This is a genomic window from Flexivirga sp. B27, from assembly GCF_052905685.1.
On record NZ_JBPYUM010000005.1, the window covers coordinates 18067 to 45027 of the forward strand.

General features: G+C 69.8%; 22 protein-coding genes. 7 read left to right on the forward strand and 15 right to left on the reverse strand.

Features of this window, described 5'->3' with window-relative positions; genetic code table 11:
* Positions 1-63: 63 nt before the first annotated feature.
* From ACSZL9_RS16855 to ACSZL9_RS16905, 11 genes are all read right to left on the reverse strand, one after another.
* Complete coding sequence (locus ACSZL9_RS16855; protein ID WP_446666680.1) at positions 64-789, reverse strand: sirohydrochlorin chelatase; 726 nt, start codon at positions 787-789, stop codon at positions 64-66.
* A complete protein-coding gene (locus ACSZL9_RS16860) occupies positions 755-1879 on the reverse strand; it encodes a uroporphyrinogen-III synthase (RefSeq protein ID WP_446666681.1) in 1125 nt (374 codons plus the stop codon). The genes ACSZL9_RS16855 and ACSZL9_RS16860 overlap by 35 nt, the downstream gene beginning before the upstream one ends.
* The gene (gene cobA, locus ACSZL9_RS16865; protein WP_446666682.1) at positions 1876-2967 is read right to left on the reverse strand and encodes a uroporphyrinogen-III C-methyltransferase; all 1092 of its coding nucleotides are present in this window, start codon (positions 2965-2967) and stop codon (positions 1876-1878) included. Before cobA ends, ACSZL9_RS16860 begins: the two co-directional genes overlap by 4 nt.
* Entirely contained in the window at positions 2964-3359 is a 396-nt protein-coding gene (gene nirD / locus ACSZL9_RS16870) for a nitrite reductase small subunit NirD (RefSeq protein ID WP_446666683.1), read from the reverse strand. Before nirD ends, cobA begins: the two co-directional genes overlap by 4 nt.
* Entirely contained in the window at positions 3356-5920 is a 2565-nt protein-coding gene (gene nirB, locus ACSZL9_RS16875; RefSeq protein WP_446666684.1) for a nitrite reductase large subunit NirB, read from the reverse strand. Before nirB ends, nirD begins: the two co-directional genes overlap by 4 nt.
* Complete coding sequence (locus ACSZL9_RS16880; protein ID WP_446666685.1) at positions 5917-7458, reverse strand: FAD-dependent oxidoreductase; 1542 nt, start codon at positions 7456-7458, stop codon at positions 5917-5919. Before ACSZL9_RS16880 ends, nirB begins: the two co-directional genes overlap by 4 nt.
* On the reverse strand, positions 7455-9569 hold the full coding sequence (locus ACSZL9_RS16885) for a molybdopterin oxidoreductase family protein (protein WP_446666686.1): 2115 nt from the start codon (positions 9567-9569) through the stop codon (positions 7455-7457). The genes ACSZL9_RS16880 and ACSZL9_RS16885 overlap by 4 nt, the downstream gene beginning before the upstream one ends.
* On the reverse strand, positions 9566-10996 hold the full coding sequence (locus ACSZL9_RS16890; protein ID WP_446666687.1) for an MFS transporter: 1431 nt from the start codon (positions 10994-10996) through the stop codon (positions 9566-9568). Before ACSZL9_RS16890 ends, ACSZL9_RS16885 begins: the two co-directional genes overlap by 4 nt.
* Before the next feature lie 197 nt (positions 10997-11193).
* The gene (gene pyrE, locus ACSZL9_RS16895; protein WP_446666918.1) at positions 11194-11739 is read right to left on the reverse strand and encodes an orotate phosphoribosyltransferase; all 546 of its coding nucleotides are present in this window, start codon (positions 11737-11739) and stop codon (positions 11194-11196) included.
* 26 nt (positions 11740-11765) lie between these two features.
* On the reverse strand, positions 11766-12536 hold the full coding sequence (locus ACSZL9_RS16900) for an SDR family NAD(P)-dependent oxidoreductase (RefSeq protein WP_446666688.1): 771 nt from the start codon (positions 12534-12536) through the stop codon (positions 11766-11768).
* 14 nt (positions 12537-12550) lie between these two features.
* A complete protein-coding gene (locus ACSZL9_RS16905; protein WP_446666689.1) occupies positions 12551-12931 on the reverse strand; it encodes a winged helix-turn-helix transcriptional regulator in 381 nt (126 codons plus the stop codon).
* Between the two features lie 85 nt (positions 12932-13016).
* On the opposite strand from ACSZL9_RS16905, the gene ACSZL9_RS16910 reads away from it, so the two are divergent.
* From ACSZL9_RS16910 to ACSZL9_RS16925, 4 genes are all read left to right on the forward strand, one after another.
* On the forward strand, positions 13017-13625 hold the full coding sequence (locus tag ACSZL9_RS16910) for an NAD(P)-dependent oxidoreductase (RefSeq protein ID WP_446666690.1): 609 nt from the start codon (positions 13017-13019) through the stop codon (positions 13623-13625).
* A gap of 107 nt (positions 13626-13732) precedes the next feature.
* Positions 13733-14524, forward strand: a complete 792-nt coding sequence (locus ACSZL9_RS16915) for an exodeoxyribonuclease III (RefSeq protein WP_446666691.1) — start codon at positions 13733-13735, stop codon at positions 14522-14524.
* A 72-nt stretch (positions 14525-14596) separates the two neighbouring features.
* Positions 14597-15151 carry a superinfection immunity protein gene (locus tag ACSZL9_RS16920; RefSeq protein WP_446666692.1) on the forward strand — a complete coding sequence of 185 codons (555 nt, stop codon included), beginning with the start codon at positions 14597-14599 and terminating at the stop codon, positions 15149-15151.
* Positions 15152-15210: 59 nt separating this feature from the next.
* On the forward strand, positions 15211-16704 hold the full coding sequence (locus tag ACSZL9_RS16925) for a flavin-containing monooxygenase (protein WP_446666693.1): 1494 nt from the start codon (positions 15211-15213) through the stop codon (positions 16702-16704).
* On the opposite strand, the gene ACSZL9_RS16930 is transcribed toward ACSZL9_RS16925, so the two are convergent.
* Both ACSZL9_RS16930 and ACSZL9_RS16935 read right to left on the reverse strand, forming a co-directional pair.
* Positions 16677-18410: an MFS transporter gene (locus ACSZL9_RS16930; protein WP_446666694.1), complete on the reverse strand. Its 1734-nt coding sequence runs from the start codon at positions 18408-18410 to the stop codon at positions 16677-16679. The two genes, ACSZL9_RS16925 and ACSZL9_RS16930, sit on opposite strands and share 28 nt — an antisense overlap.
* 1 nt (position 18411) lies before the next feature.
* The gene (locus ACSZL9_RS16935; protein WP_446666695.1) at positions 18412-19137 is read right to left on the reverse strand and encodes an LppX_LprAFG lipoprotein; all 726 of its coding nucleotides are present in this window, start codon (positions 19135-19137) and stop codon (positions 18412-18414) included.
* Between the two features lie 115 nt (positions 19138-19252).
* Between ACSZL9_RS16935 and ACSZL9_RS16940 the strand changes: the two genes are divergently transcribed.
* Together ACSZL9_RS16940 and ACSZL9_RS16945 are read left to right on the forward strand one after the other, a co-directional pair.
* Positions 19253-20104 carry an alpha/beta fold hydrolase gene (locus ACSZL9_RS16940; RefSeq protein ID WP_446666696.1) on the forward strand — a complete coding sequence of 284 codons (852 nt, stop codon included), beginning with the start codon at positions 19253-19255 and terminating at the stop codon, positions 20102-20104.
* Positions 20101-21336 carry an AGE family epimerase/isomerase gene (locus ACSZL9_RS16945; protein WP_446666697.1) on the forward strand — a complete coding sequence of 412 codons (1236 nt, stop codon included), beginning with the start codon at positions 20101-20103 and terminating at the stop codon, positions 21334-21336. The genes ACSZL9_RS16940 and ACSZL9_RS16945 overlap by 4 nt, the downstream gene beginning before the upstream one ends.
* Before the next feature lie 8 nt (positions 21337-21344).
* On the opposite strand, the gene ACSZL9_RS16950 is transcribed toward ACSZL9_RS16945, so the two are convergent.
* Both ACSZL9_RS16950 and clpB read right to left on the reverse strand, forming a co-directional pair.
* Positions 21345-22136: a metallophosphoesterase family protein gene (locus ACSZL9_RS16950; RefSeq protein ID WP_446666698.1), complete on the reverse strand. Its 792-nt coding sequence runs from the start codon at positions 22134-22136 to the stop codon at positions 21345-21347.
* 159 nt (positions 22137-22295) lie between these two features.
* Positions 22296-24890, reverse strand: a complete 2595-nt coding sequence (clpB, locus tag ACSZL9_RS16955; RefSeq protein ID WP_446666699.1) for an ATP-dependent chaperone ClpB — start codon at positions 24888-24890, stop codon at positions 22296-22298.
* Between the two features lie 261 nt (positions 24891-25151).
* Between clpB and ACSZL9_RS16960 the strand changes: the two genes are divergently transcribed.
* Positions 25152-26903: a TIGR03767 family metallophosphoesterase gene (locus ACSZL9_RS16960; RefSeq protein ID WP_446666700.1), complete on the forward strand. Its 1752-nt coding sequence runs from the start codon at positions 25152-25154 to the stop codon at positions 26901-26903.
* Positions 26904-26961: the final 58 nt, after the last annotated feature.

The following is a 26961-nucleotide window of genomic DNA, read 5'->3' on the forward strand; positions in this document are numbered from 1 at the left end:
GCGTCAGGCCACGGAAGCCGGCCGGGTGGACACGTTCCGCCCGGCCGGCCTCGCGCGGTGCGCTCAATCCGCCTGCGCGACGGCGGCCCGGAAGCGCGCGACGACGACGTCCGCGAGTCGACGATCCGCGCCGAGCGGCTCGCTCACGACGGCGCTCCGGTCGCGCAGCCGATCGTGAAAAACCCCATGCCCCAACAGGTATGCCGCGACCGCAGGCTCCGTGACGTCGCCCGGGGTCGCGGAGCCCGCGGCCGCCAGCGCCTCGTCCACGGTCGGTCGGGCCGCGGAGATGAACGCCGCCGTCACCGGCCCGCGGCGTAGCGCCGACAGCAGCTCGGCCTGCCGCCGCACCGCGGCAACCCCGCTCGCACGGGAGGACCCAGCAGCGGCGAGCACCACCGGCTGCTCGGGTATGACGCCCGCCTCACCCAACCGTGTCGCGAGGATCTCGGCGAGGATCGGGTGCGGCCCCAACGGTAGTGTGGCCGTCACCAGCTCCGATCGCCCAACGGCCCGGGCGATGTCGACCTCGACGTGGAACCCGGTGGACAGCAGCGCAGGCACGATCACGGTCGGAATCCCTTGCCGCACCAGTGAATCCACGACTTCGTCGAGTGTCGGTCGTTGCACGTCGACATACGCGTCGAACACCTGGGCCGTCGGCAGCTCCTCCGCGACCCGGTGACGCAGCCAGGTGACGGTGGCACGGCCGGACGGATTGTCCGTGCCGTGCGCCACGAGCACCAGGGCGCGGTCAATCCGTGCCGGAGGCGGTGAGTCGATAGCCACGTTTGACGACCGTAGTCACCAGCGGTCGGCCGCGTGCGGCCGCCCGCAGGCGGGAGACCGCGACCTCGACGGCGTGCGCATCGGTGGAGTCGCCCGGCAGCGCCGCCAGCAGCTCGTGCCGGGGGACGACAGCACCGTGCGCCGTCGCGAGCGCCCGCAGGACCGCGAGCCCGGACGGAGCCAACGCCAGGACCTCCCCGTCGAGCAGAGCAGCACCGCCACGCACCCGTAGCTCACCGGCGGCCGTGTCGATCCGGAGAGCGTGCCGGTCGGCCAGTTCGGCGACGAGTGCGCGCACCAGCGCACCCATCCGGAACCGATCGGGCACGAGCGGCTCGATGCCCTCGGCACGAAGCGGTGCCGCAGTCAGGTCACCGACCGCCGCGGCGACGACACCCGCCCGATCGGACAACGCGGCGACGACCGGGGCGAGCACGCCTTCGTCGCATGCGGCCTGCAGGAAGGCTGCCGCGCCGGGTGCGGCGGTGAAAGTCACGGCATCGCACTCACGGCGCGCGACGGCATGCACCGCGGCTCGGACAGCGTCCGGGTCCGGCGCCGGTCCCCAGCGGTAGACCACGAGGGAGCAGATGTCGGCGCCGGCCTCGCGGAAGCTGTCGTCCAGCCCGTCCGCGCCGGATCCGTGGTGCTGCACCGCTATCCGGCTGCCCGCCACCCCTTCGACGAGCAGGAAGTCGCGGATCTCGGCACTCGTCTCGGACTCGGCGACCCAGTCGGCGTTCAGCCCGGCCGCCTGTATGGCGCCCCGCGCCTTCGGGCCGCGCGCGATCAGCCGGGCCGACCCGAGAAAGGCGAGCAGCGGTTCGGCGAGCCCGGCTGCGTCGGCGGCCTCGACCCAACCGGTGAACCCGACACCGGTCGTGATGACGACCGTGTCCGGCGGCCGGTCGATGAGTTCCTTGGTGCGCGTGAGGAGTTCGGCGTCGTCGGCGTGCGGCACGACCGAGAGGGTCGGTGCGTGGCTGACGGTCGCGCCCCGCCGCTCGAGTGCTGCTGCCAGCTCGGCGGAGCGGCGTTGTCCGGTCAGCACCACGCGGCACCCGAGCAGTTGGTCTCCGGGAGGTCTCACGGCTGATCCGGATGGGTCGCGAGCACCGACGTGACATCGCCGATGACGATGACCGCAGGGTTGCCGAGACCCTCCAGGTCGACACGGTCGGCGATCCCGGCCAGCGAGTCGGTCACCTGGCGCTGGTCCTTGGTCCAGGCGCTCTGCACGACGGCGACCGGGGTGTCGGCCGCCTTGCCGCCGCGGATCAGCCCTGCGGTGAGCTCCCGCAACCGGCGCATGCCCATCAGCACGACGATCGTGTGCTGCCACGCGACCAGGGACGGCACGTCGAGGGCGTCGTGGCCGGAGATGACGAGCACTCCGCGGGACACCCCGCGGTGGGTGACCGGCACCCGACCCGCCGCCGGCGCGGCGAACGCCGAGGTAACGCCCGGCACGACCTCGACCGGAACACCGGCGGCGCGGCAGGCGAGGATCTCCTCGCCGCCGCGGCCGAGCACGAACGGGTCGCCGCCCTTGAGCCGGACGACGTGCTGCCCGCGCCGGGCGTGTTCGACGAGCAGGCCGTTGATCGCGTCCTGCGGCACCGGGTGATGGTGCGGTGTCTTGCCGACGTCGACGACCTCGACGTCGGGACGCAGCGCGGAAAGCAGATCGACCGGCACCAGTCGATCCGTAACCACCACATCCGCCCTGGACAGCTCGCGCAGGCCGCGCACGGTGATCAGGTCGTCGGCACCGGGTCCGCCACCGACCAGCACCACGCGGCCGGTGCCGTCCCGCCGCGGGGACGAGCCGTCGGCCGGCACCAGTGTGTCGTCGACGTGTGCGGAGGCGCCGTCGCACCAGACCCGGCGCTCGTCCGCCCAGGCGGCGACGCGTGCCCGCTCCGCCGCGGGCAGACCGGGGGCGGTGACCCACCAGGCGTCGTCGAGGTCACCCGCCCGGACCTCCCGCACCTGCAGGTCGACGGCGTCGTGGTGGACGTCATACAGGCGCCGCATGTCGGGTCCGACCGTGCGCGCGACGACCCTGACGACGGCTCCTTGCCCGAGCAGGGCGGACGCGCGCCGTGCCGCGCTCGAGTCACCACCGACGACGACCACTCGTCGTCCGCCCAACTCCAGCGAGACGTTCTGGATCATGTCGTCACCTCGGAGTCCGTGGGGTCGTCTGTCGCGGCCGCCCGGTCGGTCGCGACCCGCGCCGGACCGATCTGGACGTCCCCTCCATGTAACCGCACGTCCCAGGTGGTGAGCAGGGCACACCGATCGGTGAGACACCGTCCGTCGCGCAGGTCGTAGGTCTGCTTGAACATCGGCGAGGTGATCGTGGGCACCTCGACACCGTCGACAGTGGCCGATCCGACGAGTCCGCGGGCCATGACGTTCGCGCCGCTGACCGGGTCGCGGTGACTGACCGCGAAGAGTGTGTCGTCGGCCAGCCGGACCACACCGACCTGTTCGTCGCCGACCAGCACCGCGACCGCGCCGTCACGCGGGATGTCCCCGAGCGTGCACACCGTGACCCACGTCATGACCGCACCTCGATCCGGTCGCCGGAGATGAGCACCGGACGGCGTTGACCGCGTTCGGTCTCGTAGCGCAGGTCGGGGTCCGGCTTCTCGGTCGCGTTCACGAACGAGGTGAACCGGGCCAGCTTCGCCGGGTCGTCGAGCACCGCACTCCACTCGTCCTGGTAGGACGCCACGTGCCGCTCCATCGCCGCGTCCAGGTCCGCGGCGATGCCCAGCTTGTCGTCGATCACGACGTCGCGCAGGTGCTCGACGCCGCCGGGCAGTTCCGCCAGCCACGCGGCAGTGCGCTGCAACCGGTCTGCGGTGCGGATGTAGTAGAGGAAGAAGCGGTCGATCGTGCGGATCAGGCCGTCGTCGTCCAGGTCCTCCGCCAGCAGTGTTGCGTGCCTCGGGGTGAATCCGCCGTTGCCCCCGACATACAGGTTCCAGCCGTTGTCGGTGGCGATCACACCTGCGTCCTTGCCGCGGGCCTCCGCGCACTCCCGGGCGCACCCGGACACACCGAGCTTGAGCTTGTGCGGCGACCGCAGGCCCCGGTAGCGCAGCTCCAGCCGGATCGCCATCGCCACCGAGTCCTGCACGCCGAAACGGCACCACGAGCTGCCGACGCAGGACTTCACCGTGCGCAGCGACTTGCCGTAGGCGTGACCGCTCTCGAAACCTGCGTCGACGAGCTGCCGCCAGATGAGCGGCAGCTGCTCGACCCGCGCTCCGAACAGGTCGATCCGTTGCCCCCCGGTGATCTTGGTGTAGAGATCGAATTCCTTTGCTATCCGGCCGATCTGGATCAAGCCCTCCGGGGTGACCTCGCCGCCGGGTATGCGCGGCACGACCGAGTACGTGCCGTCCTTCTGCAGGTTGGCCAGCATGTGGTCGTTGGTGTCCTGCAGGGTCCCGCGGTCCTCGTCGAGGATGTGGCCCGTGCCGAGACTCGCGAGGATCGAGGCGACCACCGGCTTGCAGATCTCGCAGCCGCGGCCGCGTCCGTGCCGGCCGATGATGTCGCTGAAGGTGCGCAGCCCGGTCACCTGGATCGCGTTGAACAGCTCGGCGCGGGTCAGCTCGAAGTGTTCGCACATGCCTGCCGCGACCGCGATGCCCGCGTCCTCGAGGGCCCCGTCGGTGAGCCGCTTGACCAGCGGCAGGCAGGATCCACAACTGGTGCCGGCACGGGTGCAGCCCTTGACGTCGGCGACCGAGCAGCAGCCCTGGTCCGAGACGGCTGCACGGATCGCACCCGCGGTCACGTTGTTGCAGGAGCAGACGGTCGCGTCGTCCGGCAGGTCGTCGCCCGGCGGCGGACCGTCGGTCGCGGGGACCAGGTAGGCGCTCGGGTCGGTGCTCAGCGCCTGTCCGACCATCGGGCGGAGCGCCGCGTACGCCGAGGCGTCACCGACCAGGATCCCGCCGAGCAGCGTGCGGGCGTCGTCGGAGAGGACGAGCTTCTTGTAGACACCGGCGACGGCGTCGGCGTAGGAGACCTCCAGGCAGCCGGGTGTCGCCCCGAACGCGTCCCCGAACGACGCGACGTCGACGCCGAGCAGCTTGAGCTTGGTCGACGAGTCGGCGCCCGGAAAGGTGGAGCGCCCGCCCAGCAGCCGGTCAGCGGCGACCTCGGCCATGGCGTAGCCCGGGGCGACGAGTCCCCACACGCGCCCGTCGATGCAGGCGACCTCGCCGACCGCGCTGATCGCGGGGTCGTCGGTCAGGCAGGTGTCGTCGACGACGACACCGCCCCGCTCACCGACGAGAAGCTCTGCGTCCCGGGCGATCTCGTCCCGGGGTCGGACGCCGGTCGCGAAGACGACCACGTCGGCGGGCAGCGAGTCCCCGTCGGCGAAACGCATGCCCTCGACCACGCCACGGCGGGCGCCCAGGACCTTGGCGGTCGCCGTGCCGGCGCGCACGGTCACCCCGAGGTCCTCGATCAGCCGGCGCAGCACGGCACCACCGCCGTCGTCGACCTGCAGTGGCATCAACCGTGGTGCGAACTCCACCACCGTGCTCTGCACACCGAGCGCCTGCAGGGCTCCGGCCGCCTCGAGCCCGAGCAGGCCGCCACCGACCACGACCCCGCGCAGTGGCCGGTCGTGCTGGTCGACGCGCAGTGTCTCGACGTACCCGCGGAGGTCCGCGACGTCGTCGATCGTGCGATAGACGAAGCAGCCCCGCAGGTCGCGGCCGTCGACGGGCGGGCGGGCGGCATACGAACCGGTCGCGAGCACCAGGTGGTCGTAGCCGACGTCCTCGCCCCTGTCGGTGTGCACCCGACGGGTGTCGCGGTCGATCGCGGTGACGGTCGTGCCCTTGCGCAGGGTCACGTGCGGGTCGTGCCACAGGTCCTCACCACCGAGGTGGAGGTCCTCCGGGTCCCGCCCGGTGAAATAGGTCGTCAGCGCGACCCGGTCGTACGGCGGTCGCGGCTCGTCACCGACGACGGTGACGTGGAACCGGTTCGCGTCATCGCGGGACCGCAACGCCTCGACGAAGCGGTAGGCGACCATTCCCGCACCTACGACCACGACGTTCTGCTGCGGCGAAGAGTCGATCCTGGCAGTCATCGGGTGATCTCCTTCTGTGTTGTGCAGGACGCTACGTCCCGTGTGTTTCCGGGGTCGTTTCGTGAATGTTTCGGCTCTGCAACGCCATTCGGCGGGTTGACGTCGTCCATCCACTCGAGGAGCCCGCGGACGAGGCCGGTGCAGCCGCCGCAACCGGTGGTCGCCCGCGTGCGTTCGGCCACCGAGGACAGGTCACATGCACCCGCCACGTGGGCGTCGACGATGTCCTTCTTCGTGACCCCGTTGCAGCGGCAGACCGTGGTCCCGGACGGCATCGTCGTCGGGTCGTCAGTGGCCGGCACGCCGGCGCCCGGCAGGCCGTCGATGAGCAACAGCGCCGGGTCGGTGGGCACCGGGGTGCGTCGTTCGTATGCCGCCGTCAGGTCCGCTGCCACGCGTTTCGCGCCGACGCAGCACGCCGCGACGACCCGGCCGGCGGACACCGACACCTGCACGTGCCTCCGGCTGTCGGGGTCGTGCAACGTGACGGTGCGCGCGCCGGCGGGTGGTTCCGGCCCGTCACCGATCGTCACGACGTCGACACCGACGGCCTTCAGCTTCACCACCGCACCGGTGCCCGCGGCCGGCCCCGGGTCGTCCGGTGGCGCTCCGGCCGCGAGGTCACGTGCGAGCTGATCGGCCTGTGCCCAACCGGGTGCGAGTAGGCCGCTGCAGCCGGACGGTGGCTCGGCGCAGTCCCCGATGGCCGCGACACAGGGATCGGCAGGGCTGCGCAGCTCGTCGGTCACGACCACTCCGTGACGCACGGGCAGGCCTGCGGCCGTTGCGATCTCGACGCGCGGCGATATACCCACGCTGGCCACGATCAGGTCGGTCGGGACCTCCCGGCCGTCGCGCAGCCGCACTCCGACCGGTCGACCGTCGTCGTGCCGGACCGACTCGAGCTCGGCGTCGGTCAGCACTCGAACGCCTGCCTCGGCCAGTGCGGCACGTGCGACGGCGCCGGCCTCGGGCGGCAGCTGCCGGTCCAGCACGTGGCCACCGCGATGCAGGACGTGCACGTCCGCGCCCCGGGTGGCCAGCCCGCAGGCGACCTCCAGGCCGAGCAGACCGCCCCCGACGACAGTGGCCCGCCGCGGGTAGGAGCACGCTGCGAGCAGCTCGCGACAGTCGTCGATGGTCCGCAGCACCCGCACGCCCTGCTGCGAGTCGTCCGGGAGTGGCCGGCGTGCCGCCGCTCCGGTGGCGAGAACGACCGTGTCGTAGGGGTGTTCGCTCCCGTCGTCACACCGGACGACGCGGTGCTCCCGGTCCAGTGTGGTCACCGCGACGCCTCGCAGCACACGCACCGTCATACCGTTACCGGTCGGTGGGGCCGGCAGGGTGAGCCTGCCGAGGTCGGCGCGGCCGGCGACGACCTCGCTGAGCAACAGCCGGTTGTACGGCGGATGCGGCTCTTCGCCGATCACGGTGACGTCCAGCCGTGGTTCGGACAGGTCCGCGGTGAGCCGGCCGAGCTCGTCCAGCAGTCGCGCGGACACCATGCCGTGCCCGACGACCACGATGCGGCGACTCATACGCCCGTTCCTTCGGTGTCCACCCGGGTGATCCGGACCGCGCACACCTTGAACTCCGGCATGCCCGAAATCGGGTCGGTCGCCGGATTGGTAACGGTGTTGGCCGCGCCGGCGCCGGGGTAATGGAAGGGCATGAAGACCGTGTCGCGCCGGATGTCGCCGGACAGCCGCGCGGCGCCGCAGGCGCTGCCCCGGCGAGAGGTGACGCGCACCGTGTCCCCCTCCTCGATGCCGAGGGTCGTCGCCAGTGCCGGGTGCAGTTGCACGAACGGCCGCGGTTCGCCGCGGAGCAACTCGGCGACCCGGCGGGTCTGCGCCCCGGACTGGTACTGCTGCAGGATGCGACCGGTGATCAGGTAGATGGGGGCATCGGGACGCACGTCGTCGTCGACGGGTGACGCGTCGATCGGGATCATCCGGGCTCGCCCGTCGTCAGTCGCGAAGCGCTCCAGGAACAGGCGCGGCGTGCCCGGGTGCGCAGCTTCGGGGCACGGCCAGTACAGCGCTTCGCCCGCATCGAGCCGAGGCAGGTCGACACCGGCGTAGTCGGCGACTCCGCCGCCGCTCGCTCGCGCCAGCTCGGCCAGGACCTCGTCCGGCGAGTGCGCGAAATCAACTGGTGCGTGGAGCAATCGGGCCAGGTCGTGCCAGATGCGCAGCTCGTCCCGCACCCCGTCGGGCGGTCCGACGACGCGCCGCCGACGCAGCACCCGTCCCTCCAGGGACGTCATGGTGCCCTCCTCCTCGGCCCATTGCGGCACGGGCAGCACGACGTCGGCGAGCAGCGCTGTCTCGGAAGGCACGAAGTCGGCCACGACGAGCAGCTCCAGGTCCGTCAGCCTGCGGCGAACCCGTGCTGAGTCCGGTGCACTGACAACGGGATTCGCGCCGTGCACGAAGAGGACGCGGGGACCGTCTGGCTCGCCGATCGCGTCGAGCAACTGCACTGCCGGCAGGCCAGGTCCCGGCACGCTGCTCTCCGGAATCCCCCACACGCCCGCGACGTGTACCCGGGCCGCGGGATCGGTGATGGATCGGTAACCGGGCAGCTGGTCCGCCTTCTGGCCGTGTTCCCGCCCGCCCTGGCCGTTCCCCTGCCCGGTGACGCATCCGTAGCCCGAACCCCGGCGACCGGGCAGCCCGAGGGCCAGCGCCAGGTTGATGGCGGCCGTGACCGTGTCGGTGCCGTGCGCATGCTGCTCCGCGCCGCGGCCGGTGAGAACATACCCGCCCGCACCACCCGCCTGTGGGCTGGCGGCGGTGAGAACCTCTGCTGCAGCTCGCAATTCGTCGACCGGCACGCCGCTCACCCGCTCGACCCGCTCCGGCCACCAGCCGGCGGCAGCAGCGCCGACCGCCTCCCAGCCCGTCACCCGACGACTCAGGTAGTCCTCGTCGGTCGCGCCGCCGACGGACACCAGGTGCAGCAGCCCGAGCAGCACCGCGACGTCGGTCCCCGGCACCGGCTGCAGGTGTATGCCGACGTCCGGTTCGGTCAGTGCAGCGGTCGCCGTGCGGCGCGGATCGACCACGATCAGGCCACCACGCTCACGCACTCCGGACAAATGCTGCACGGCCGGTGGCATCGTCTCGCTGAGGTTGCTGCCCACCAGCAGGACCGCGTCGGCTCCACCGAGGTCGGTCAGGGGGAAGGGCAGCCCGCGGTCCAGGCCGAAGGCGCGGTTGCCGGCCGCGGCGGCGGACGACATACAGAAGCGGCCGTTGTAGTCGATCCGGGACGTGCCGAGTGCGACCCGGGCGAACTTTCCCAGCGTGTATGCCTTCTCGTTGGTCAGCCCTCCACCCCCGAACACGGCGACGGCATCCGGTCCAGCTGCACGCTGCGCATCGCGCACTGCCGTGACGATTCGGCTGTACGCCTCGTCCCAGGTGGCCCGCACGAGCTCCCCGTCGGCGTCGCGGACCAGCGGGGTCGTGAGCCGATCGGGTGTGCGGAGCAGCTGCGCGGCCGTCCAGCCCTTCTGGCAGAGACCCCCTCGATTGGTCGGGAAGTCACGCGGCTCCAGCCTCACCTCGCCCGACGTCGTCGCGCTCATGCGGATGCCGCACTGCAACGCACAGTAGGGACAGTGGGTGTCGACCGTCGTCATGCGGTCACCCCGCCGGTCCGGCGGCGCCCGTAGACCGCCCACGTCACGGCCGCCATCACCAGGTAGCACGCCAGCACCGCCCAGAGTGCCGGGATCACTGTCCCGGTCGGGTGCTGGGCGCTGTGCGTCGCCGACTTCGCCACGGCGAAGACCTGTGGGAGCACGAAGCCGCCATACGCACCGACCGCGCCGACGATGCCGATGGCTGCCGCCGCGACCTTGCGGGCGGCGGCCTGGTCCCCCTTCCCGTCACCGGGTGCCGTCACAGCGAACACGGCAGGGATCATCCGGTAGATCGATCCGTTGCCCACACCGGTCCAGACGAACATCCACAGAAAGCTCACCATGAAACCGCCGAAACTGTTGTCCTGCAACGAGATCACCACACCCGCGGCGCCGAGCGCCATGGCAGCGAAGCTGAGCATCGTCACCAGCCATCCACCGAGCCGGTCAGCCACGACGCCGCCCAACGGCCGGGACATCGAGCCGACGAGTGCACCGAGGAAGGCGAGCGTCATCGCGACGCCGAAGATCGCGTACGTACCGTGCCCAGCGAACGAGTCGTTCATCAGCTTGGGGAAGATGCCGGCGAAACCGATGAACGATCCGAAGGTCCCGAAGTAGAGGAATGCCAGGATCCAGGTGTGCCGCGAGCGGACCGCCGCGGCATACGTGCCGGGCTCGGACCGCGCATCGGCAAGGTTGTCCATCCGCAACCAGGCAAGGACCACGGCGAGCAGCACCAGCGGGACGAAGACCCAGCCGATGACCGGTACGTCGGGTCGGGCGGTCGAGAAGCCCGCGCCGATGGTGACGATCACCGGCGCCGTGAACTGCACGGCTGCGGTGCCGAGATTGCCTCCGGCGGCGTTGATCCCGAGCGCCTTGCCCTTCTCCGCCGCCCGGTAGAAGAACGAGATGTTCGTCATCGAGGAGGCGAAGTTGCCGCCGCCGAGGCCGGCAAGGGCGGCCATCACCAGTAGCACGGGGAAGCCGGCGTGCCGAGCAACCGCCACCGCCAAGCCGATCGTCGGCAGCAGCAACAGCAGCGCCGACAACACTGTCCAGTTGCGTCCGCCGAGGCGGGACACCAGGAACGAGTACGGAAGTCGGAGTGTGGCGCCGATCAGGGTGGGTATCGAGATCAGCCAGAACTGCTGGGTGTCGGATATCGCGGACGAGCCGCTGTAGCCGTACTTGGGCAACAGCGGCACCACGACACTCCACATCGCGAACACGCCGAAACCGAGGAACTCGGCGTAGACCGAGATGCGGAGGTTGCGCTGTGCCGTGCGTCGTCCGAATCGCGCCCATTGGACGGGGTTCTCGGGGTCCCAGCCGGTTATCCAGCGGCCACGGCCGACCTCCGGGTCACCGGCGTCATCCGTCGTCCCGGCGTGCGCTTCCCGACTTGTCGCGAGTGCCATCTCCACCTCCGTGAGCGGCACTCCCGGGTGGAGCACCGGGTCACGAAGCTAGGAACGGCATGTTTCGGAGAACGACGTCGTCGTGTTACCTGCGCGTCACAGTGATCTCTCCGGTCGCGCGCGGCGATGAGAGACCGCGTCGGTCACACACCGGATTTCGGCGTGGTTCCGTCACGTTCGAAGGAGTGGGTGCCGACTCAGGCCAGCCCGAGGTCGGCGAGACCGTATGCCGTGAGATAGGACACACCCTCCGCCTCGATCCGCTCACGCGCACCGGTGGACCGGTCGGCGATGACCGCGACCGCGACGACCTCGGCACCGGCCTCCCGCACCGCGGCGACCGCCTCGAGGGCGGAGGCACCGGTCGTGGAGGTGTCCTCGACGACCACGACCCGCCGACCCTTGATCGACGGACCTTCGATGCGCTGCTGCAGGCCGTGCGCCTTGCCGGCCTTGCGCACGACGAACGCATCGAGCGCGCGGCCCTGGGCGGCTGCTGCATGCAGCATCGCCGTGGCCACCGGGTCGGCGCCCATGGTGAGGCCGCCGACGGCGTCATACGAGAGGTGGGCGGTGAGGTCGAGCATCTCCTTGCCGACCAGCGGTGCCGCCACGCCACTGAGCGTGATCCGGCGCAGGTCGACGTAGTAGTCGGCCTCCTTGCCGGACGACAAGGTGACCTTGCCGCGGACGATCGCCTCGGACTTGATGTGCTCCAACAGTTCCTGACTGGCCAAGGCCAACTCCTCGCTGCTCGCGGTATGGGATGTCACTGCGGTCGGTGCCTGCGGGTGAGTTTGCCCATCCGCACGATCGGACGAGGCAGCACGCGCAGCGCGGTCGCGGCCACTTTGTACTGCGGACTCGGGATGGAGATGACCTTCCCGCGGTCGACGTCGTCCAGGCATTCCTTGACCAGCGGATCCGCCTGCAACCACATGAAGTCGGGGAGCCCGCCGTTGCCCTTGATGCCTGCCCGGTCGTGGAACTCCGTGTGCGTGAAGCCCGGGCACAACGCCGTTGCGGTCACGCCGCTGCCCCGCAGCTCGCTCGCCAGCCCTTCGGTGAAGACCGTGACATAGGACTTCGCAGCCGAGTAGGTGCCCGACGCCATGAAGCCCGCGACCGAGGAGACGTTGACGATCGCGCCGCGTCCGCGCTCCCGCATCGCGAGCGCAGCGGCGTGTGACAGCACGGCGACCGCCCGGACGAGGACGGTCAGCATCTCCTCCTCGTCGCGGATCTCGTTGCGCAGGAACGGTTTCTTCAGCCCGTAGCCGGCGTTGTTGACCAGCAGGTCGACCGGGCGCGCTGCGTCGGAGAGCCGGTCGGCGACCAGCTGGATGTCGAGGCGATCGCTGAGATCGGCGGGCAGCACCTCGACGGAGACCGAGTAGCGCTCCTCCAGTTGGGTGCGCAGCTCCTGCAACCGGGCCTCGGTGCGCGCCACGAGGACGAGGTCGTGACCGCGCTGGGCCAGTTGGGTTGCGAAGGTCTTCCCGATGCCGGCGCTGGCGCCGGTGACAAGTGCGGTGGCCATGGGCGCCGAGTGTATTAGGACGGCGCGAGGTCGAACTTCTCGCGGTGTGCGATGACGGCGGCGATGTGCTGCTCGGACCAGTCCCGGATGACGTCGAGCGGGTCCTGGAGCGACCGGCCGAGCTCGGTGAGCTCGTAGTCGACCCGCGGCGGGATCGTCGGGTATGCCGTGCGCGTGACCAGTCCGTCGCGAGCGAGCGCACGCAGGGTGGCGGTGAGGACCTTGCCGGAGACACCGCCCACGCGATCACGCAGCGTGGAGAACCGCATCGGGCCGTCGGCCAACGCCCCGATCACCAGGACGGTCCACTTGTCGCCGACCCGGTCCAACAAGACGCGGGTGGGGCACTCCGGGTCGTAACCGTCGCCGACCCAGGCCGCTGTTGCCGACGTCATACGAACACACTCCTTTAGTTACCTTGAGGTACCAAGATACCAATGGTTACTGTTGATGCAACATCAACGGTATTGAGGAGTAGTCATGAAGGTTGCAGTCATCGGCGCCAGCGGCATGGTCGGGTCGCGGATCGTGGGCGAACTCGCGCAGCGTGGACACGACGTCACCGCCGTCACGCGCTCCGGCACCGAGGTGGCCGGCGCGAATTCCAGCGTCGCCGGAAACCTCGGAGACGCCGAGTTCGTCGGCCGGCTTGCGGCGGACCACGACGTGATCCTGTCCGCGACCGGGCCGAGCCGCACCGGCGAGGACCACCAGGTCTGGCTGGACGCGCTGCAGACCGCCGAGCAGTCCGCCGGCGACTCCCGGCTCTTCGTCATCGGCGGCGCCGGCTCGTTGCTGATCGACGGGACGCGGCTGGTCGACCTACCCGACTTCCCGGAGGGTTACAAGGCCGAGGCGCTCACCGCGGCGCAGGCGCTGGAGACGATCCGGCAGGCGCCCGAGTCCCTCGACTGGACCTTCCTGTCCCCCGCCCCCGAGATCGCCCCGGGCGAACGCACCGGCACCTACCGCACCGCAGACGACACCCCGGCAGGCGACAGGATCTCCGCCGAGGACTTCGCCGTCGCGATCGCCGACGAGCTCGAGCAGCCGAAGCACCGGCGGGCGCGCTTCACCGTCGCGAATTGACTCTTGGGCTCGACTCCTCGCAGACCGGCCGGCTGCCCAGCTCGCACGCTCGCTCGGGCATCCGACCGCCCTGGCCGTCGTCTCGCGTGCCCACGTAGGTTGGCGTCGTGCGTATTGCCACCTGGAACGTCAACTCCATCCGCTCCCGCATCGACCGCGTCGTCGATGTCCTCGACCGCCACGACCTGGACGTACTGCTGATCCAGGAGACCAAGTGTCGCGATGACCAGTTCCCCGAGATGCCTCTGCGGGCAGCGGGTTACGAGATCGCGATGCACGGCCTGAACCAGTGGAACGGTGTCGCGGTCGTCTCGCGGGTCGGGCTGGAGGACGTGAGCGTCGGGTTCCCCGGTATGCCGGCGTTCGGCGAACCACCGGTGCAGGAGGCCCGCGCGCTCGGTGCGACCTGCGGCGGCGTGCGGGTGTGGTCGCTCTACGTGCCCAACGGCCGCGAGGTCGGGCATGCGCACTACTCCTACAAACTCGACTGGCTCGCCCGGCTGCGCGACAACGCGGCCGGGTGGCTCGCCGAGGACACACACGCCCAGATCCTGCTGGCCGGCGACTGGAACATCGCACCGGTCGACGAGGACGTCTGGGACATCGGGTTCTTCGACGGCAAGACGCACGTGACCGACGCCGAGCGCGCGGCGTTCCGTTCCGTCGTGGACACCGGTTTCGCTGACGTGGTCCGTCCCTTCACCCCCGGGCCCGGGACCTACACCTACTGGGACTACACGCAACTGCGCTTCCCCAAGAAGCAGGGCATGCGGATCGACTTCGCGCTGGCGTCCCCGACCTTGGCGGCCCGCGTGGTCGATGCATCGATCGACCGCGAGGAGCGCAAGGGCAAGGGCGCGTCCGACCACGCGCCGGTCGTCGTCACGCTCGGTGACTGACGTCATACCCTCGCGCCCTGTGCGCCCGCGGCCCTACAGTGGCCGCAGGGAGTTCATCAGCAGGGGGCGCGCATGACTGATCACGCAGGTTCATCCGACGACACGACCCGGCCGGTCCGGCTGCACAAGGACGACCGGCGCAGCGACACCGAGCGCATCCCGACGACGCCCGAGACGCAGCGCTTCCAACAGCCGCCGGCTCCGAGCACCTACTCCACGCCCCCGCAGCATTACGGATCGCCACCGCCGAGCGCCTCACCGGCCCACCCGCAGTTCCTGCCGCCCCAGGGGCCGTCGCCGCAGTACCCGATGCAGTCCTACGCCCCACGGCCCGTGGGGCCGCCCCCGGCATACAACTCCGTCGTGATGACCGGTCGACCCGGCCCGTCCGGCGCAGTGGTCGCGATCGCCTGGATCCTCGCGGTCTGTACGTTCTTCTACCTGTTTCCGTGGGCTATCGCCGCGACTCGCAACAAGTCCAACCAGGGCGGCATCTTCGCGCTCAACTTCCTGCTCGGCTGGTCCTTCATCGGCTGGGTCATCGCGCTCGTCATGGCCTGCGGGACAGATCAGCAGACCAATGTCGTGGTCGTCAATCAGGCGCCACAGCAGCACTATTACCGCTGATCCGGACGCGCGCGGCGTTGCCGGTCGGCCGGGCCGACACGCCGACGTAACCTGACGCCATGGGCACCCGCATGAACGCGCGCGTCGATCACGACCTGGTCATCGTCGGCTCCGGCTTCTCCGGCATCGGTATGGCGATCGCGGCCCGCAACAAGGGCCGGGACTTCGTCGTGCTGGAGAAGGCCGAAGAGATCGGCGGCACCTGGCGCGACAACCGCTACCCGGGCTGCGAGTGCGACGTGCCGAGTCACCTCTACTCCTTCTCGTTCGAGCTGAATCCCTATTGGTCCAAGGCGTATGCGACCGCCGACGAGATCCAGGACTACCTGCTCTACTGCGTGGAGAAATATGCCCTGCGCGAGCACATACGCTTCGGCACCATCGTCGAGCGGATGACGTATGACGAGGGCCTGGCCGCGTGGCATCTGACCGTCACGGACAACTACGGCACCCACCAGCTCGTCGCCGGAGCGGTCGCCCTCGGCGTCGGGCCGTTGCACGAGCCGGTGATGCCGGAGATCCCCGGCATCGAGGAGTTCCGCGGGGAGTTGCTGCACACCGCCGAGTGGGACCCGGGCACCACCGTCGTCGGCAAGCGGGTCGGCGTGATCGGCACCGGCTGCAGCGGAGTGCAGGTGATCCCGGCGCTGGCCGAGGACGCGCGGTCCGTCACGGTCTTCCAGCGCACACCGACGTGGGTGCTGCCGAAGATCGACCCGGCATACCCCGACTGGCTGATCGACCAATACGAGAAGCGCCCCTGGCTGATGAAGGCGCACCGCGCGAAGCTGCGCACCGCCGGCGAGGTGCGGGTGGGTGGCTTCACCAAACAGCCCAAGGCACTCAAGGCTGCCTCGAAAGCCGCACTGGCGCATATGCATTCGGCGATCAAGGACCCAGCACTGCGCAAGAAGCTGACGCCCGACTACACGATGGGCTGCAAGCGGGTCACGATGTCCAACACCTACTACCCCGCGCTGGCCGCCGACCACGTCACGGTCGAGACCGCCCCGATCCGCGAGGCCGACCGCACCTCGGTGACGACCGAGGACGGCACGTCATACGACCTCGACGTGCTGGTCTATGCGACCGGCTTCGACGTCACGGGGTCCTACCGGCACCTGGGCATCACCGGCCTCGGCGGGCGCACCCTGGACTCGGAGTGGTCCGACGACATACAGACCTATTACGGGGTCACCGCACCCGGTTATCCCAACCTCTTCTTCCTGCTCGGCCCCAACACCGTGCTCGGCCACACCTCGGTGGTGCTGATGATCGAGGCGCAGATCGGGCTGGTCAGCAAGCTGCTCGACGCGCGCGACGAACGCGGCGCGACAGCGGTGCAGGTGCGCCCGCAGGTGGTGCCGGCGCACATGCAACAGCTGGACGAGCGCAGCGCGCAGTCGGTGTGGGAGGCCGGGCAGTGCACCAGCTGGTATCTCGACGACCGGGGCCGCAACCGCGTGCTGTGGCCGGGAACGGTCGGTGAATACGAACGCAAGCTGGCCAAGCCCGAGCTCGTGGACTACGAGTTCACCGGCTCCGCTTCGTAGTCCTCCTCGACCGGGTGTGCCACCCGGGTCCCGAGCAGCAGCGCCACGGCGGCCGCGACCAGCGCGACCACTGCCGCGCCGAGGAAGACCGTCTGCACCTGCAGCACGCCCGCGTCGGTGACCTGCGTCTTGGTGGGGTCGGTCAGCGACTGCACCCGCCCGTAGAACCGGTGCAACCCGATCGCGGTCAGCAACGCCAGGCCGACCACCATCCCGACCATCCGGGCGACGACGAGCAACGACGACACCACACCGTGCGCGGTCTGCGGCGCATCGTGCAGCGCTGCGTCGTTGACCGGCGCGATCGCCAAGCCGACCCCGAGGCCGGCCAGCACCAGCATGAGCGTCGGCAGCCACCACGAGTCGAGGGCATCGGCGTCCCAGGTCGACATCTGGAACAGCGCGAGCGCCGTGACCAGCAGCCCGGGCGCCGCGATCATCGCCGCGCCGAACCGGCGCAACAGCGCACCACCGGCCAGCGCACCGACCGGCACCGCGACGAGGAAACGCAGCAGCACCAGCGCCGCCTGGGTCTGTGAGTCGGTCACCGTCAGCCGCGCCAGCACCGGTATGTCGACCACGACCGCCACGATGGCGGTGCCCACACAGATCGAGACCACCAGCGCCGGCCGGACCCGGCCCACCACAACACCCTTGGCGATCAACGGATTGCTGGCGGACCGGTGGCGCCATACATAAAGGGCGGCGGCGACCACTGCGACCGGCAACAGCCACCAGCCGAGCGGCCCGACCACCTGCTTCTCCGGGTTGGACGCCGCGAAGGTCAGCACCAGCGCACCGAGTGCGACGGCGATCAGCAGGGCGCCGATGACGTCGACGCTGCGCGCCACCGGCCACCAGAAGCGCACCGACAGCGCGAGCAGCACGACCAGTGCGACGAGGCCCCAGACGCCGATCGGTGTCAGCATGCGGGAGGTGTGATCGCCATACGGGACGAAGGGGCCGCCCCAGCGGATCGACGTGGTGAGCGAGTCGGGTGCCCACAGGGCGAGCCCGAGCAGCACCACGGTCGCGAGCGCCGCGACGCCGGTCAGCCCGCGCCACCACCGCGGCACCGGTGACCCGATGTGCTCCCGCCTGCCCGGTGCGCCGCAGGCGACGATGCACAAGCCGAGCACGATCCCGGCAGAACCGTTGAGCCAGAAGATCATTCGCCAGTCGGAGACCGCCAGGACCAGAGCACCCAGCAACGGCCCCACCACGCTGCCGATCTCCTGGACCGCGCCGACGACGCCCAGCGGCGTGCCGCGCTTGCCGGGCGGCCACAGGTCCGCGACCAATGCCAGCGTCGCGGGCACCAGGCCGCCACCGCCGACGCCCTGCAGGAAGCGCCCGGTCACCATGACCGACAGCTCGGCCGAGATCGCGGTCACCGCCGAGCCGACCACGAAGAGCGCCAGGCACCACAGCAGGATGCGCTGCCGGTCGATCAGGTCGGCCAACCGGCCGATCAGCGGCAGCACCGCGATGTAGCCCAGCAGGAAGCCGGAGATGATCGGCGTCGCCTTCTGCAGCGAGTCGACGCCGAGGCCGACGCCGTTCATCATGTCCTGCAAAGCCAGCACGACGACGTAGGTGTCGGCGGCGGCTAGCGCGACGGCTACGGACGCGGTCGCGAGCAGAGCTTTCGCACGGGGTTCGACGGCAGCCCCGGTTGCGGTGTCCTGCACGACCGGCTCACCCATCTCAGGGCGCCTTGACGGAGACCTTCTGGCCGTACTTGCTGAACTCGACGGTGTATGACGTGTCATTGGACCCCTTGTAGAACGCGCCGGTCAGCTCGGCCGAGCGCAGCTCCCCCTTGTCGGTGATCTGGTAGACGGCGTCATAGGTCTTGTTCGCGTTGCCGAAGTTGAGGCTCTGCTTGATCGCCTTGCCCGGCAGCGTGCCGGTGACCGTCTGCACGATGTCCTTGCCGTCGCGCTTCTTGTCACCGAACTTCGGGGACTTCGTGGCCACGAGGAGGCTGGAGAAGCCGCCCTCCTTGGCGAAGATCTGTGCGGGGTCGGGCGCGCCGAACTGCTTGGGGTCGATCTTGGCCATCTTGGGATTGAGCGGGGTCTTGGCCCACACCTTGCCGTCGACGGCGACCACGGGCACGGAGATGGTGCCGGCGGCCGGGATCCGGACACCGATCTTGCCCTTGAATGCCGGCGCGTGCGACCCGTCACCCTCGCCGCTGATCAGGCCGTTCTCCTTCGGCGGGATCTTGTCCGAGGTCAGCTTCAGGTGCACACCCGAGGTGTCGTCGAGGGTCTTCTTAGCCTGCACCAGCACCGACCGCGGGGTCTTGCCGCCGTCCGATCCGCCAGAGGTCCCCTCGCCGGAGGACTTGCTGCCGCTGCTGCAGCCGGCCAACGCCAGAGCAGCCGTGATCGCGAGCGAGCTGGTGACGGTCAGGGTACGTCGCATGTGGAGCAACCTATCTTTCCCGAGGGGGTGACGGGTGGACGCCCATGTTGACGTATGGGTGCGTCGGGCGGTTCCCGGAGGCCCGCGCCACCGACCGGTCGGGGAGAATGGCGCCATGGCAGGACTTCACGTGCACCGCATCAGCACCGACGACGAGGCGGTGTTGTCGGCATACATCCGCGAACCGAGCGGCCCGGTGACGCGCACCGTGGTGCTCGGCCACGGCTGGATCCTGGATCACCGCTCGTGGCTGCCGGTGCTGCGCACGCTCGACCCGTCGCTGCGGGTGGTGCTGTGGGATCAGCGCGGACACGGCACGTCGACGCTCGCCGGCGGCAGCCGCAAGGTCGGGCCGCAGTCGATCCGCCGGCTGGGCGCCGATCTGCGGACGGTCACCGACGAGCTCGTGCCGGCCGGCGAGCAGGTGGTGCTCGGCGGGCACTCGATGGGCGGGATGACGATCCTGGCGTATGCCGGGCTCGCGCCGCAGGAGTTCGTCGGGCGCGTCCGCGGCATGGCGCTGGTGTCGACGGCCGCGGGCGGTCTGCACGGGACCGGTCGACCGGGCGAACGCCAGGCGATGGCGGCGATGCGCCGACTGCCGCTCCGCCTCGGCAGAGGTATGACGGAGAAGGGCCACCGCGCTGCGGCGTTCGGCCCCGGCGCCGACCCGGCCGACGTGCAGGAGGCCACCGTGATTGCGCGGGGCACCCGGGTGAGCGTCTTCGCCGGCTTCTACGACGCACTGATGCAGCACGACGAGGTGGCGGCGCTTGCCGATCTGCAGACGGTGCCGGCGCAGGTGCTCGTCGGTTCGCGGGACCGGCTCACGCCGCCGAAGCTCGCGCAACGCATCGCTGCCGGCCTGCCACAGGCGGAGCTGACGACCTTCGACGAGCTCGGCCACATGCTGCAGTGGGAGGCGCCGGCCGACGTGGCCCAGGCCATCGAGGAGCTGTCCCGATGACGGCCGCGCTGCCGGCCGGACAGTTTCGTGACGAGGCGGACCGGCTGCTCGACTTCGCCCTGCGATCACGCACCACGCACGGTTTCGGCTGGCTGGACGACGACGGGCAGCTGACCGACCGGCCACTGGAGTTGTGGTTGACCTGCCGGATGACCCACGTCGCAGCCCTCGGGTTGCTGCGCGGGCGGGACGAGTTCGCACCGCTGGTCGATCACGGTGTGCAGTCGTTGTCCTCGGTGTTCCGTGACCCGGTCAACGACGGCTGGTTCGCGGCCGTCGACAGCGCGTCCGGCTCGCCCATCGACGACAGCAAACAGGGCTACCCGCACGCGTTCGTGCTGCTGGCGGCGAGCAGTGCCGTCGTCGCCGGTCGGCCGGGCGCTGCGCAGCTGCTCGCGTCGGCGCAGGCCGTGCACGACGAGCACTTCTGGATCGAGTCGAAAAACCTTGTGCACGAGAGCTTCTTGGCGGACTGGAGCGAGGTCGAGCCCTATCTGGGCGTGAACGCCGCCATGCACACAGTGGAGGCATTCCTCGCGGTGCACGACGTGACCGGCGACGGGCGCTACCTCGACCGGGCCGAAGCGATGACCCGGCAGGTGGCGAGCTGGGCACAGGAGCGGGACTGGCGGATCGCCGAGCACTTCGAGCCCGACGGCGCCGTCCTGCCCGACTACAACCGCGAGAGCCCGGCCGACCCCTTCCGTCCGTATGGCGCAACGGTCGGCCACGGACTGGAATGGTCGCGCCTGGCGCTGTCGGTGCGCGCGAGCCGTCGACGCGTCGACGGGTCATACGACGGGAGTGAGCTGGTCACTGCCGCAACGGAACTCGCGACCCGCGCGGTGACCGACGGTTGGGCGGTCGACGGCGCGGACGGCTTCGTCTACACCACCGATTGGGAGGGCCGGCCGGTCGTGCGCGCACGCATGCACTGGGTGCTGTGCGAGGCGATCGGCGCGGCATACGCCCTCGGGGGCGTGACCGGCGAAAAGCGTTGGTGCGATTTGCTGCTCGAGTGGTGGGGTTATGCCCAGGAACACCTCATCGACACCGAGCGGGGGTCGTGGCGCCACGAGCTCGACGAGCACAACCGACCGGCGGCCGGCACCTGGGACGGTAAGCCGGACGTCTACCACGCCCTGCAGACGTGCCTGCTGGTCGGCGACTTGCTGCCGCTCGCCCCGTCGTTCGCGACCGCGATCGCCGAAAACGCCTCGGAATCGGTCTGATCCGCGGGTCAGACCGCGCGCTCGTGGTAGCCGGTGAGCTTCTCCCCCGACTGCCATTCGGCCATGTTGCCGCGGTAGACCCCGTGCCGTAGCTCCAGCTCGTACCCCGCGTAGTCGGGCATCCCGACCGACCGCGCGTGGGCGAGCTCGGCCTCGACGTCATACGGGACGCGGGCGTAGGCGACGGACCACGGCGCGGTCTCCTGCGAGCCCCACTCCCCCTCGAGGATGCAGTACATCGCGGTCGGGTCACCCATCGAGTTGCCGACGGCTCCGGTGTTGAAGACCGTGCGCGCCCCGAGCTGCACCTCGTAGTGGGGGTCGTGCGTGTCGCCATACCCGATGAGGTCCGGCAGCGGCCCGTCCCCGGTCGCCGGGGTGTTGGTGAAGAGCGCCTCGAACTCGTCCTGGCTGCGCACATAACGCACCCGCCGGTGCACGGTCTCCTCGCTGGCGTGGAAGACCCGCAGCCGCCGACCGCTCACCCACTCGTCGTGGCTGAAGTCCAGCGCACGCAGCCACTCGCCCTGACCGGGGCCGAGTTGATCCAGCCACCAGACCAAAGCTTCGCTGCCGGGTTCGCGGTCGGGGTCGGGCAGGAAGTCGTCCCAGTTGCCGAGGATGTTGACCTCGCAGCGCTCACGGCAGATGTCGACGACCTCCCGGCCGCGCGGTCCCTTGCCGACGTAGTCGCCGAGGTTCCAGATGCGGGTGATGCCCCGCCGCTCGATGTCGGCGAGCACCGCCTCGAGCGCGGTCAGGTTGCCATGGACATCGGAGATCAGCGCGACGCGTTCCACGGCTGCGATCCTGCCACCCGAGCCCGACACACCCCCAACCGACCCGACGCCCTTTTACCGAGCGGACACGTAACGCACTGAGAGGACACACAATTCGGCCTTCACGGGCCAAAATTGCGTGTCCCCTCGATGCGTTTTGTGTCCTCTCGGTGACGGGGGTCAGGCTGCCGGGGCGGGGGCGCCGGCCGGGGCGAGCGTCAGGCCGTCGCCGTCGGGCCCCGCGTCGACCGTGACGTCCTGGCCGTCGCGGACCTCGCCGCCGAGCAGCGCCTTGGCCAGCCGGTCACCGATCTGCTTCTGCACCAACCGGCGCAGCGGCCGAGCACCGTATGCCGGGTCGTAGCCCTCGTCGGCCAGCCACTGCTTGGCGGCCGGGGTGACCGACAAGGTGATCCGCCGGTCGGCGAGCCGCAGCGCGATCGCGTCGACCTGCAGGTCGACGATCCGGGTCAACTCGTCCTTGGTCAGCGCCTCGAAGATGATGACCTCGTCGAGCCGGTTGATGAACTCCGGCTTGAACGACTGCCGCACGGTCTGCATGACCGACTCGTGCTTCTGCTTCAGGTCCAGCGTCGGGTCGACGAGGAACTGCGAGCCCAAGTTGGAGGTCATGATCAGGATGACGTTGCGGAAGTCGACCGTGCGGCCCTGACCGTCGGTCAGCCGCCCGTCGTCGAGCACCTGCAGGAGGATGTCGAAGGTCTCCGGGTGCGCCTTCTCGACCTCGTCCAGCAGCACCACCGAGTAGGGGCGCCGGCGGACGGCCTCGGTCAGCTGACCACCCTCCTCGTAGCCGACGTAGCCGGGAGGCGAGCCGATCAGCCGGGCGACCGCGTGCCGCTCGGAGTATTCGGACATGTCGATGCGTATGACGGCGCGCGGGTCGTCGAAGAGGAAGTCCGCGACGGCCTTGGCCAGCTCGGTCTTGCCGACACCGGTCGGGCCGAGGAAGAGGAACGACCCCGCGGGCCGGTCCGGGTCGGCGACACCGGCACGGGTGCGACGCACCGCATCCGACACCGCCTGCACCGCACTCTTCTGACCGATGACGTGTTCGCCGATCCAGTCCTCCATGCGCAACAGCTTCTCGGTCTCACCCTCCAGCAGCCGGCCGGCCGGTATGCCGGTCCACGAGGAGATCACGTCCGCGATGTCGTCGGGTCCGACCTCTTCCTTGACCATCGGCGCCTCGCCACCGGCGGTCGACTGGGTCGACTCGGCGGCCTGCGCTTCCTCCAGGCGCGTCTCCAGGGCGGGCAGCTCGCCATACAGGATCTTCGACGCGCCGGCGTAATCGCCTTCTCGCTGAAGGCGATCGGCGTTGGTGCGCAGCTCGTCGATCTCGGCCTTCAGGTCGCCGACCTGGTTGAGGCTGGCCTTCTCCTGGTCCCACCGTGCGGTGAGGGCGCTGAGCTCGTCCTGCTTGTCGGCCATGTCCGACTGCAGCTTGGCCAGCCGCTCCTTCGAGGCGTCGTCGGTTTCGTTCTGCAGGTGCAGCTCCTCCATCTTCAGCCGGTCGACGGAGCGACGCAGCTCGTCGATCTCGACCGGTGAGGAGTCGATCTCCATCCGCAGGCGGGACGCCGACTCGTCGATCAGGTCGATCGCCTTGTCGGGCAACTGCCGGGCGGTGATGTAGCGGTCGGACAGCGTCGCCGCCGCCACGAGCGCGGCATCGGAGATGGCAACCTTGTGGTGCGCCTCGTAGCGCTCCTTCAGGCCACGGAGGATGGCGATGGTGTCCTCCACGGAGGGCTCGCCGACATAGACCTGTTGGAAGCGACGCTCCAGCGCCGGGTCCTTCTCGATGTTCTCGCGGTATTCGTCCAGGGTGGTCGCGCCGACCAGCCGCAGCTCGCCACGGGCCAGCATCGGCTTGAGCATGTTGCCGGCATCCATCGACGAGTCGCCGCCGGCGCCCGCGCCGACCACGGTGTGCAGTTCGTCGATGAAGGTGACGACTTCGCCGTCGGAGCCCTTGATCTCCTCCAGCACGGCCTTGAGCCGCTCCTCGAACTCGCCGCGGTATTTCGCGCCGGCGACCATCGCGCTCAGGTCGAGCGAGATCAGTCGCTTGTCCCGCAACGACTCCGGGACGTCACCGGCGACGATGCGCTGCGCGAGGCCCTCGACGACGGCGGTTTTGCCGACACCGGGCTCACCGATCAGCACGGGGTTGTTCTTGGTCCGCCGCGACAGCACCTGCACGACGCGCCGGATCTCGGAGTCGCGACCGATGACCGGGTCGAGCTTGCCCTCCCGCGCGACCGCTGTCAGGTCGGTGCCGTACTTCTCGAGCGCGTCGAAGCTGCCCTCCGGCTCGGGGCCGGTCACCTTGCCGCCACCGCGCGTTTGCGGGATGGCAGCCGCCAAAGCATCTGCGTTCAAATCGAATTCACCGGTTTGGGCGAGCGCGAGCAACAAGTGGTCGGTGGAGACATAGGTGTCGCCCATCGACTCCATCGCCTGCCGGCCCTGCTCCAGCACGTTGGCGAGCGTGCGGGACATCGTCGGCTGAGCAACCGAGGCGCCCTGCGTCGCGGGCAGGGTGCGCAGCGCCTGCTCGGCTGTCGCACGTGTGGCCTGTGCGGTGGTGCCCACCGCTTCCAGCAGCGGACCAGTGGTCGTGTCGGTCTGCTCGGTCAGCGCGAGCAGTAGGTGGGCCGGCTCCACCTGCGGGTTGCCGGCGGTGGTCGCAAGCTGCACTGCGTTGGACACAGCCTCTTGCGCCTTGGTGGTCAGCTGTAGAGCCACGTCGGTTGGTCCTCCCTGTCGGGTCGTCAAATCAGGTCATCGGGTATGCCGCACCGCTGCCACCCACTCAAGCGCGGCGCGCGGGGCGGGGCAAGCACGACATACGTCTCGGTAGGGACAACTACCACAAAGTTGAGTCTATTCCGCTCAAGTTTGTCCGCCGCAACGTCTTCACCAGGACCTCGCCCGACCGTCACCTCGGCGCCGCCGAACGCCGCAAATCTGGTCGCGTCTGCACCTCCCCACACAACCAGGAGTGACATGTCCCCCATCGGACGTCGGAGCCTGCTCGGCGCAGCGGTCGCGGGAGCGGCGACGACCGCACTCGCAGGTGCCGCCCGGACCGAGGCCAGCCCACCGCGGGGCGACCTCGCGGCGGGAATCGCGGCCGACCCGGAAGAGCACAGCGCGGCGCGGTCAGCAGGCACGACACTTGCGCAAGCCGCGCGACCGGTCTCCACACGCGGCTACACCCGGCTGACCGCCGGGCCCGGCTATCCGGTGGTCGTGCGCACCGATCTCAGCCCGGCGAAGCGGCGGCGCTCGGTCACGCGCACCGGTCGCGCCTCGATCGTGCAGGTGACCGACCTGCACGTCATCGACGCGCAGTCGCCGGTGCGTTTCGAGTGGCTGCACCAGATCACCGGGTCCGCCTTCCGCCCGCAGGAAGCGCTGGGCACTCAGGGCGCCGCCCAGCTCGTCCGCCGGATCAACGACGTGGGCATCGGGCCCTTCAGCAACCGTGCGTTCGACTGTGTCGTGACCACGGGCGACAGCTCCGACAACCACGAGAAGATCGAGCTCGACTGGTTCCTGGCGACCCTGAGCGGCGGCCGGATCACCGCCAACACCGGCGCCCGCGACAGCTGGGAGGGCGTCCAGTCCGCCGGCAGCACGCTCTACTACCTGCCCGAGACCGGTGCGCCCGATATCTACAAGAAGGCTGGATTCCCCACGCTCCCAGGGTTTTTCGACCGCGCAACCCGACCACACAGCAGCGATGGGCTGGCCACGAAGTGGTACAGCGTCTTCGGCAACCACGACGACGCCATCGGCGGCATGATGCCGTCGGACAGTCCGGTCCTGGCCGACCTCTACACCGGGCGGTTCAAATTCACCGGCTTCGCCGACGCGGGCGGCAACACGGCACTACGACGCGCGGTGGACGGGGCACACGCGGCGATCTCCGGGACCTCGAAGCTCCCGAAATCGCGCTGGGAGGTGACTGCCGACGAGCGTCGCGCACCCTTCACGCCACGCGAGTTCATGGGCGCCCATCTCGACCGGTCGGTGGACGGCCCGGGACCACACGGCCACGGCTTCACCCTCGACGCGCTGGCGCAGGGCATCGGCTACTACTCCTTCGCCATTGCACCCGGCGTGACCGGCATCGCGATGGACTCCACGAATCGCACTGGTTTCGTGGAGGGTTCGATCGGCGAAGCGCAGTTCCGCTGGATCCAGCGCACCCTGCGCGCGGGCTCCAGTCGCTACTACGACGCGCGCGGCGCAGTGCTCCGGCAGGACGTCACCGACCAGCTCTTCGTGCTCTTCAGCCACCACACGAGCGACTCGATGAACAACCTGGCACCGGCACCGGACCTGCTCGAAAAACGCCACGGCGGAAGCGAACTCGTCAACATGCTGCAGCGTTATCCGAACGTGGTGGCCTGGGTGAACGGCCACCTGCACAAGAACCGGATCCTCCCGCACCGGCACGCTGATCCGGCCCGCAGCTTCTGGGAGATCAACTCCGCATCGCACGTCGACTACCCGCAGCACGCGCGGATCATCGACATCTGCGACAACACCGACGGCACGCTGTCGCTCTTCACCACCCTCATCGAGTCCGCCGCGCCATACCAGGCGGCGTATGACGACGGGTCGCCATCCGCCCTGGCCTCCCTCTACCGCGAGCTGGCCTACAACGACATACATCAGCACGTGACCAAGCGCATGGGCACTCCCGCGGATCGCAACACCGAGCTGCTGTTGCGCAACCCGCTCGCGTGACGCGATCCGAGATTTCGTGAAGATCCGAGATTTCCTGAATTCGTCGACTCGGAGTCAC

What these genes read in the sequence shown, in the direction of transcription:
- ACSZL9_RS16945 (WP_446666697.1), top strand. Translation starts at nt 20,101, where the DNA reads ATGACGGCCGCGCTGCCGGCCGGACAGTTTCGTGACGAGGCGGACCGG.
- ACSZL9_RS16910 (WP_446666690.1), top strand. Translation starts at nt 13,017, where the DNA reads ATGAAGGTTGCAGTCATCGGCGCCAGCGGCATGGTCGGGTCGCGGATC.
- ACSZL9_RS16925 (WP_446666693.1), top strand. Translation starts at nt 15,211, where the DNA reads ATGGGCACCCGCATGAACGCGCGCGTCGATCACGACCTGGTCATCGTC.
- ACSZL9_RS16905 (WP_446666689.1), bottom strand. Translation starts at nt 12,931, where the DNA reads ATGACGTCGGCAACAGCGGCCTGGGTCGGCGACGGTTACGACCCGGAG.
- ACSZL9_RS16940 (WP_446666696.1), top strand. Translation starts at nt 19,253, where the DNA reads ATGGCAGGACTTCACGTGCACCGCATCAGCACCGACGACGAGGCGGTG.
- ACSZL9_RS16890 (WP_446666687.1), bottom strand. Translation starts at nt 10,996, where the DNA reads ATGGCACTCGCGACAAGTCGGGAAGCGCACGCCGGGACGACGGATGAC.
- ACSZL9_RS16920 (WP_446666692.1), top strand. Translation starts at nt 14,597, where the DNA reads ATGACTGATCACGCAGGTTCATCCGACGACACGACCCGGCCGGTCCGG.
- ACSZL9_RS16935 (WP_446666695.1), bottom strand. Translation starts at nt 19,137, where the DNA reads ATGCGACGTACCCTGACCGTCACCAGCTCGCTCGCGATCACGGCTGCT.
- nirD (WP_446666683.1), bottom strand. Translation starts at nt 3,359, where the DNA reads ATGACGTGGGTCACGGTGTGCACGCTCGGGGACATCCCGCGTGACGGC.
- ACSZL9_RS16960 (WP_446666700.1), top strand. Translation starts at nt 25,152, where the DNA reads ATGTCCCCCATCGGACGTCGGAGCCTGCTCGGCGCAGCGGTCGCGGGA.
- ACSZL9_RS16885 (WP_446666686.1), bottom strand. Translation starts at nt 9,569, where the DNA reads ATGACGACGGTCGACACCCACTGTCCCTACTGTGCGTTGCAGTGCGGC.
- cobA (WP_446666682.1), bottom strand. Translation starts at nt 2,967, where the DNA reads ATGATCCAGAACGTCTCGCTGGAGTTGGGCGGACGACGAGTGGTCGTC.
- ACSZL9_RS16930 (WP_446666694.1), bottom strand. Translation starts at nt 18,410, where the DNA reads ATGGGTGAGCCGGTCGTGCAGGACACCGCAACCGGGGCTGCCGTCGAA.
- ACSZL9_RS16900 (WP_446666688.1), bottom strand. Translation starts at nt 12,536, where the DNA reads ATGGCCACCGCACTTGTCACCGGCGCCAGCGCCGGCATCGGGAAGACC.
- nirB (WP_446666684.1), bottom strand. Translation starts at nt 5,920, where the DNA reads ATGACTGCCAGGATCGACTCTTCGCCGCAGCAGAACGTCGTGGTCGTA.
- ACSZL9_RS16880 (WP_446666685.1), bottom strand. Translation starts at nt 7,458, where the DNA reads ATGAGTCGCCGCATCGTGGTCGTCGGGCACGGCATGGTGTCCGCGCGA.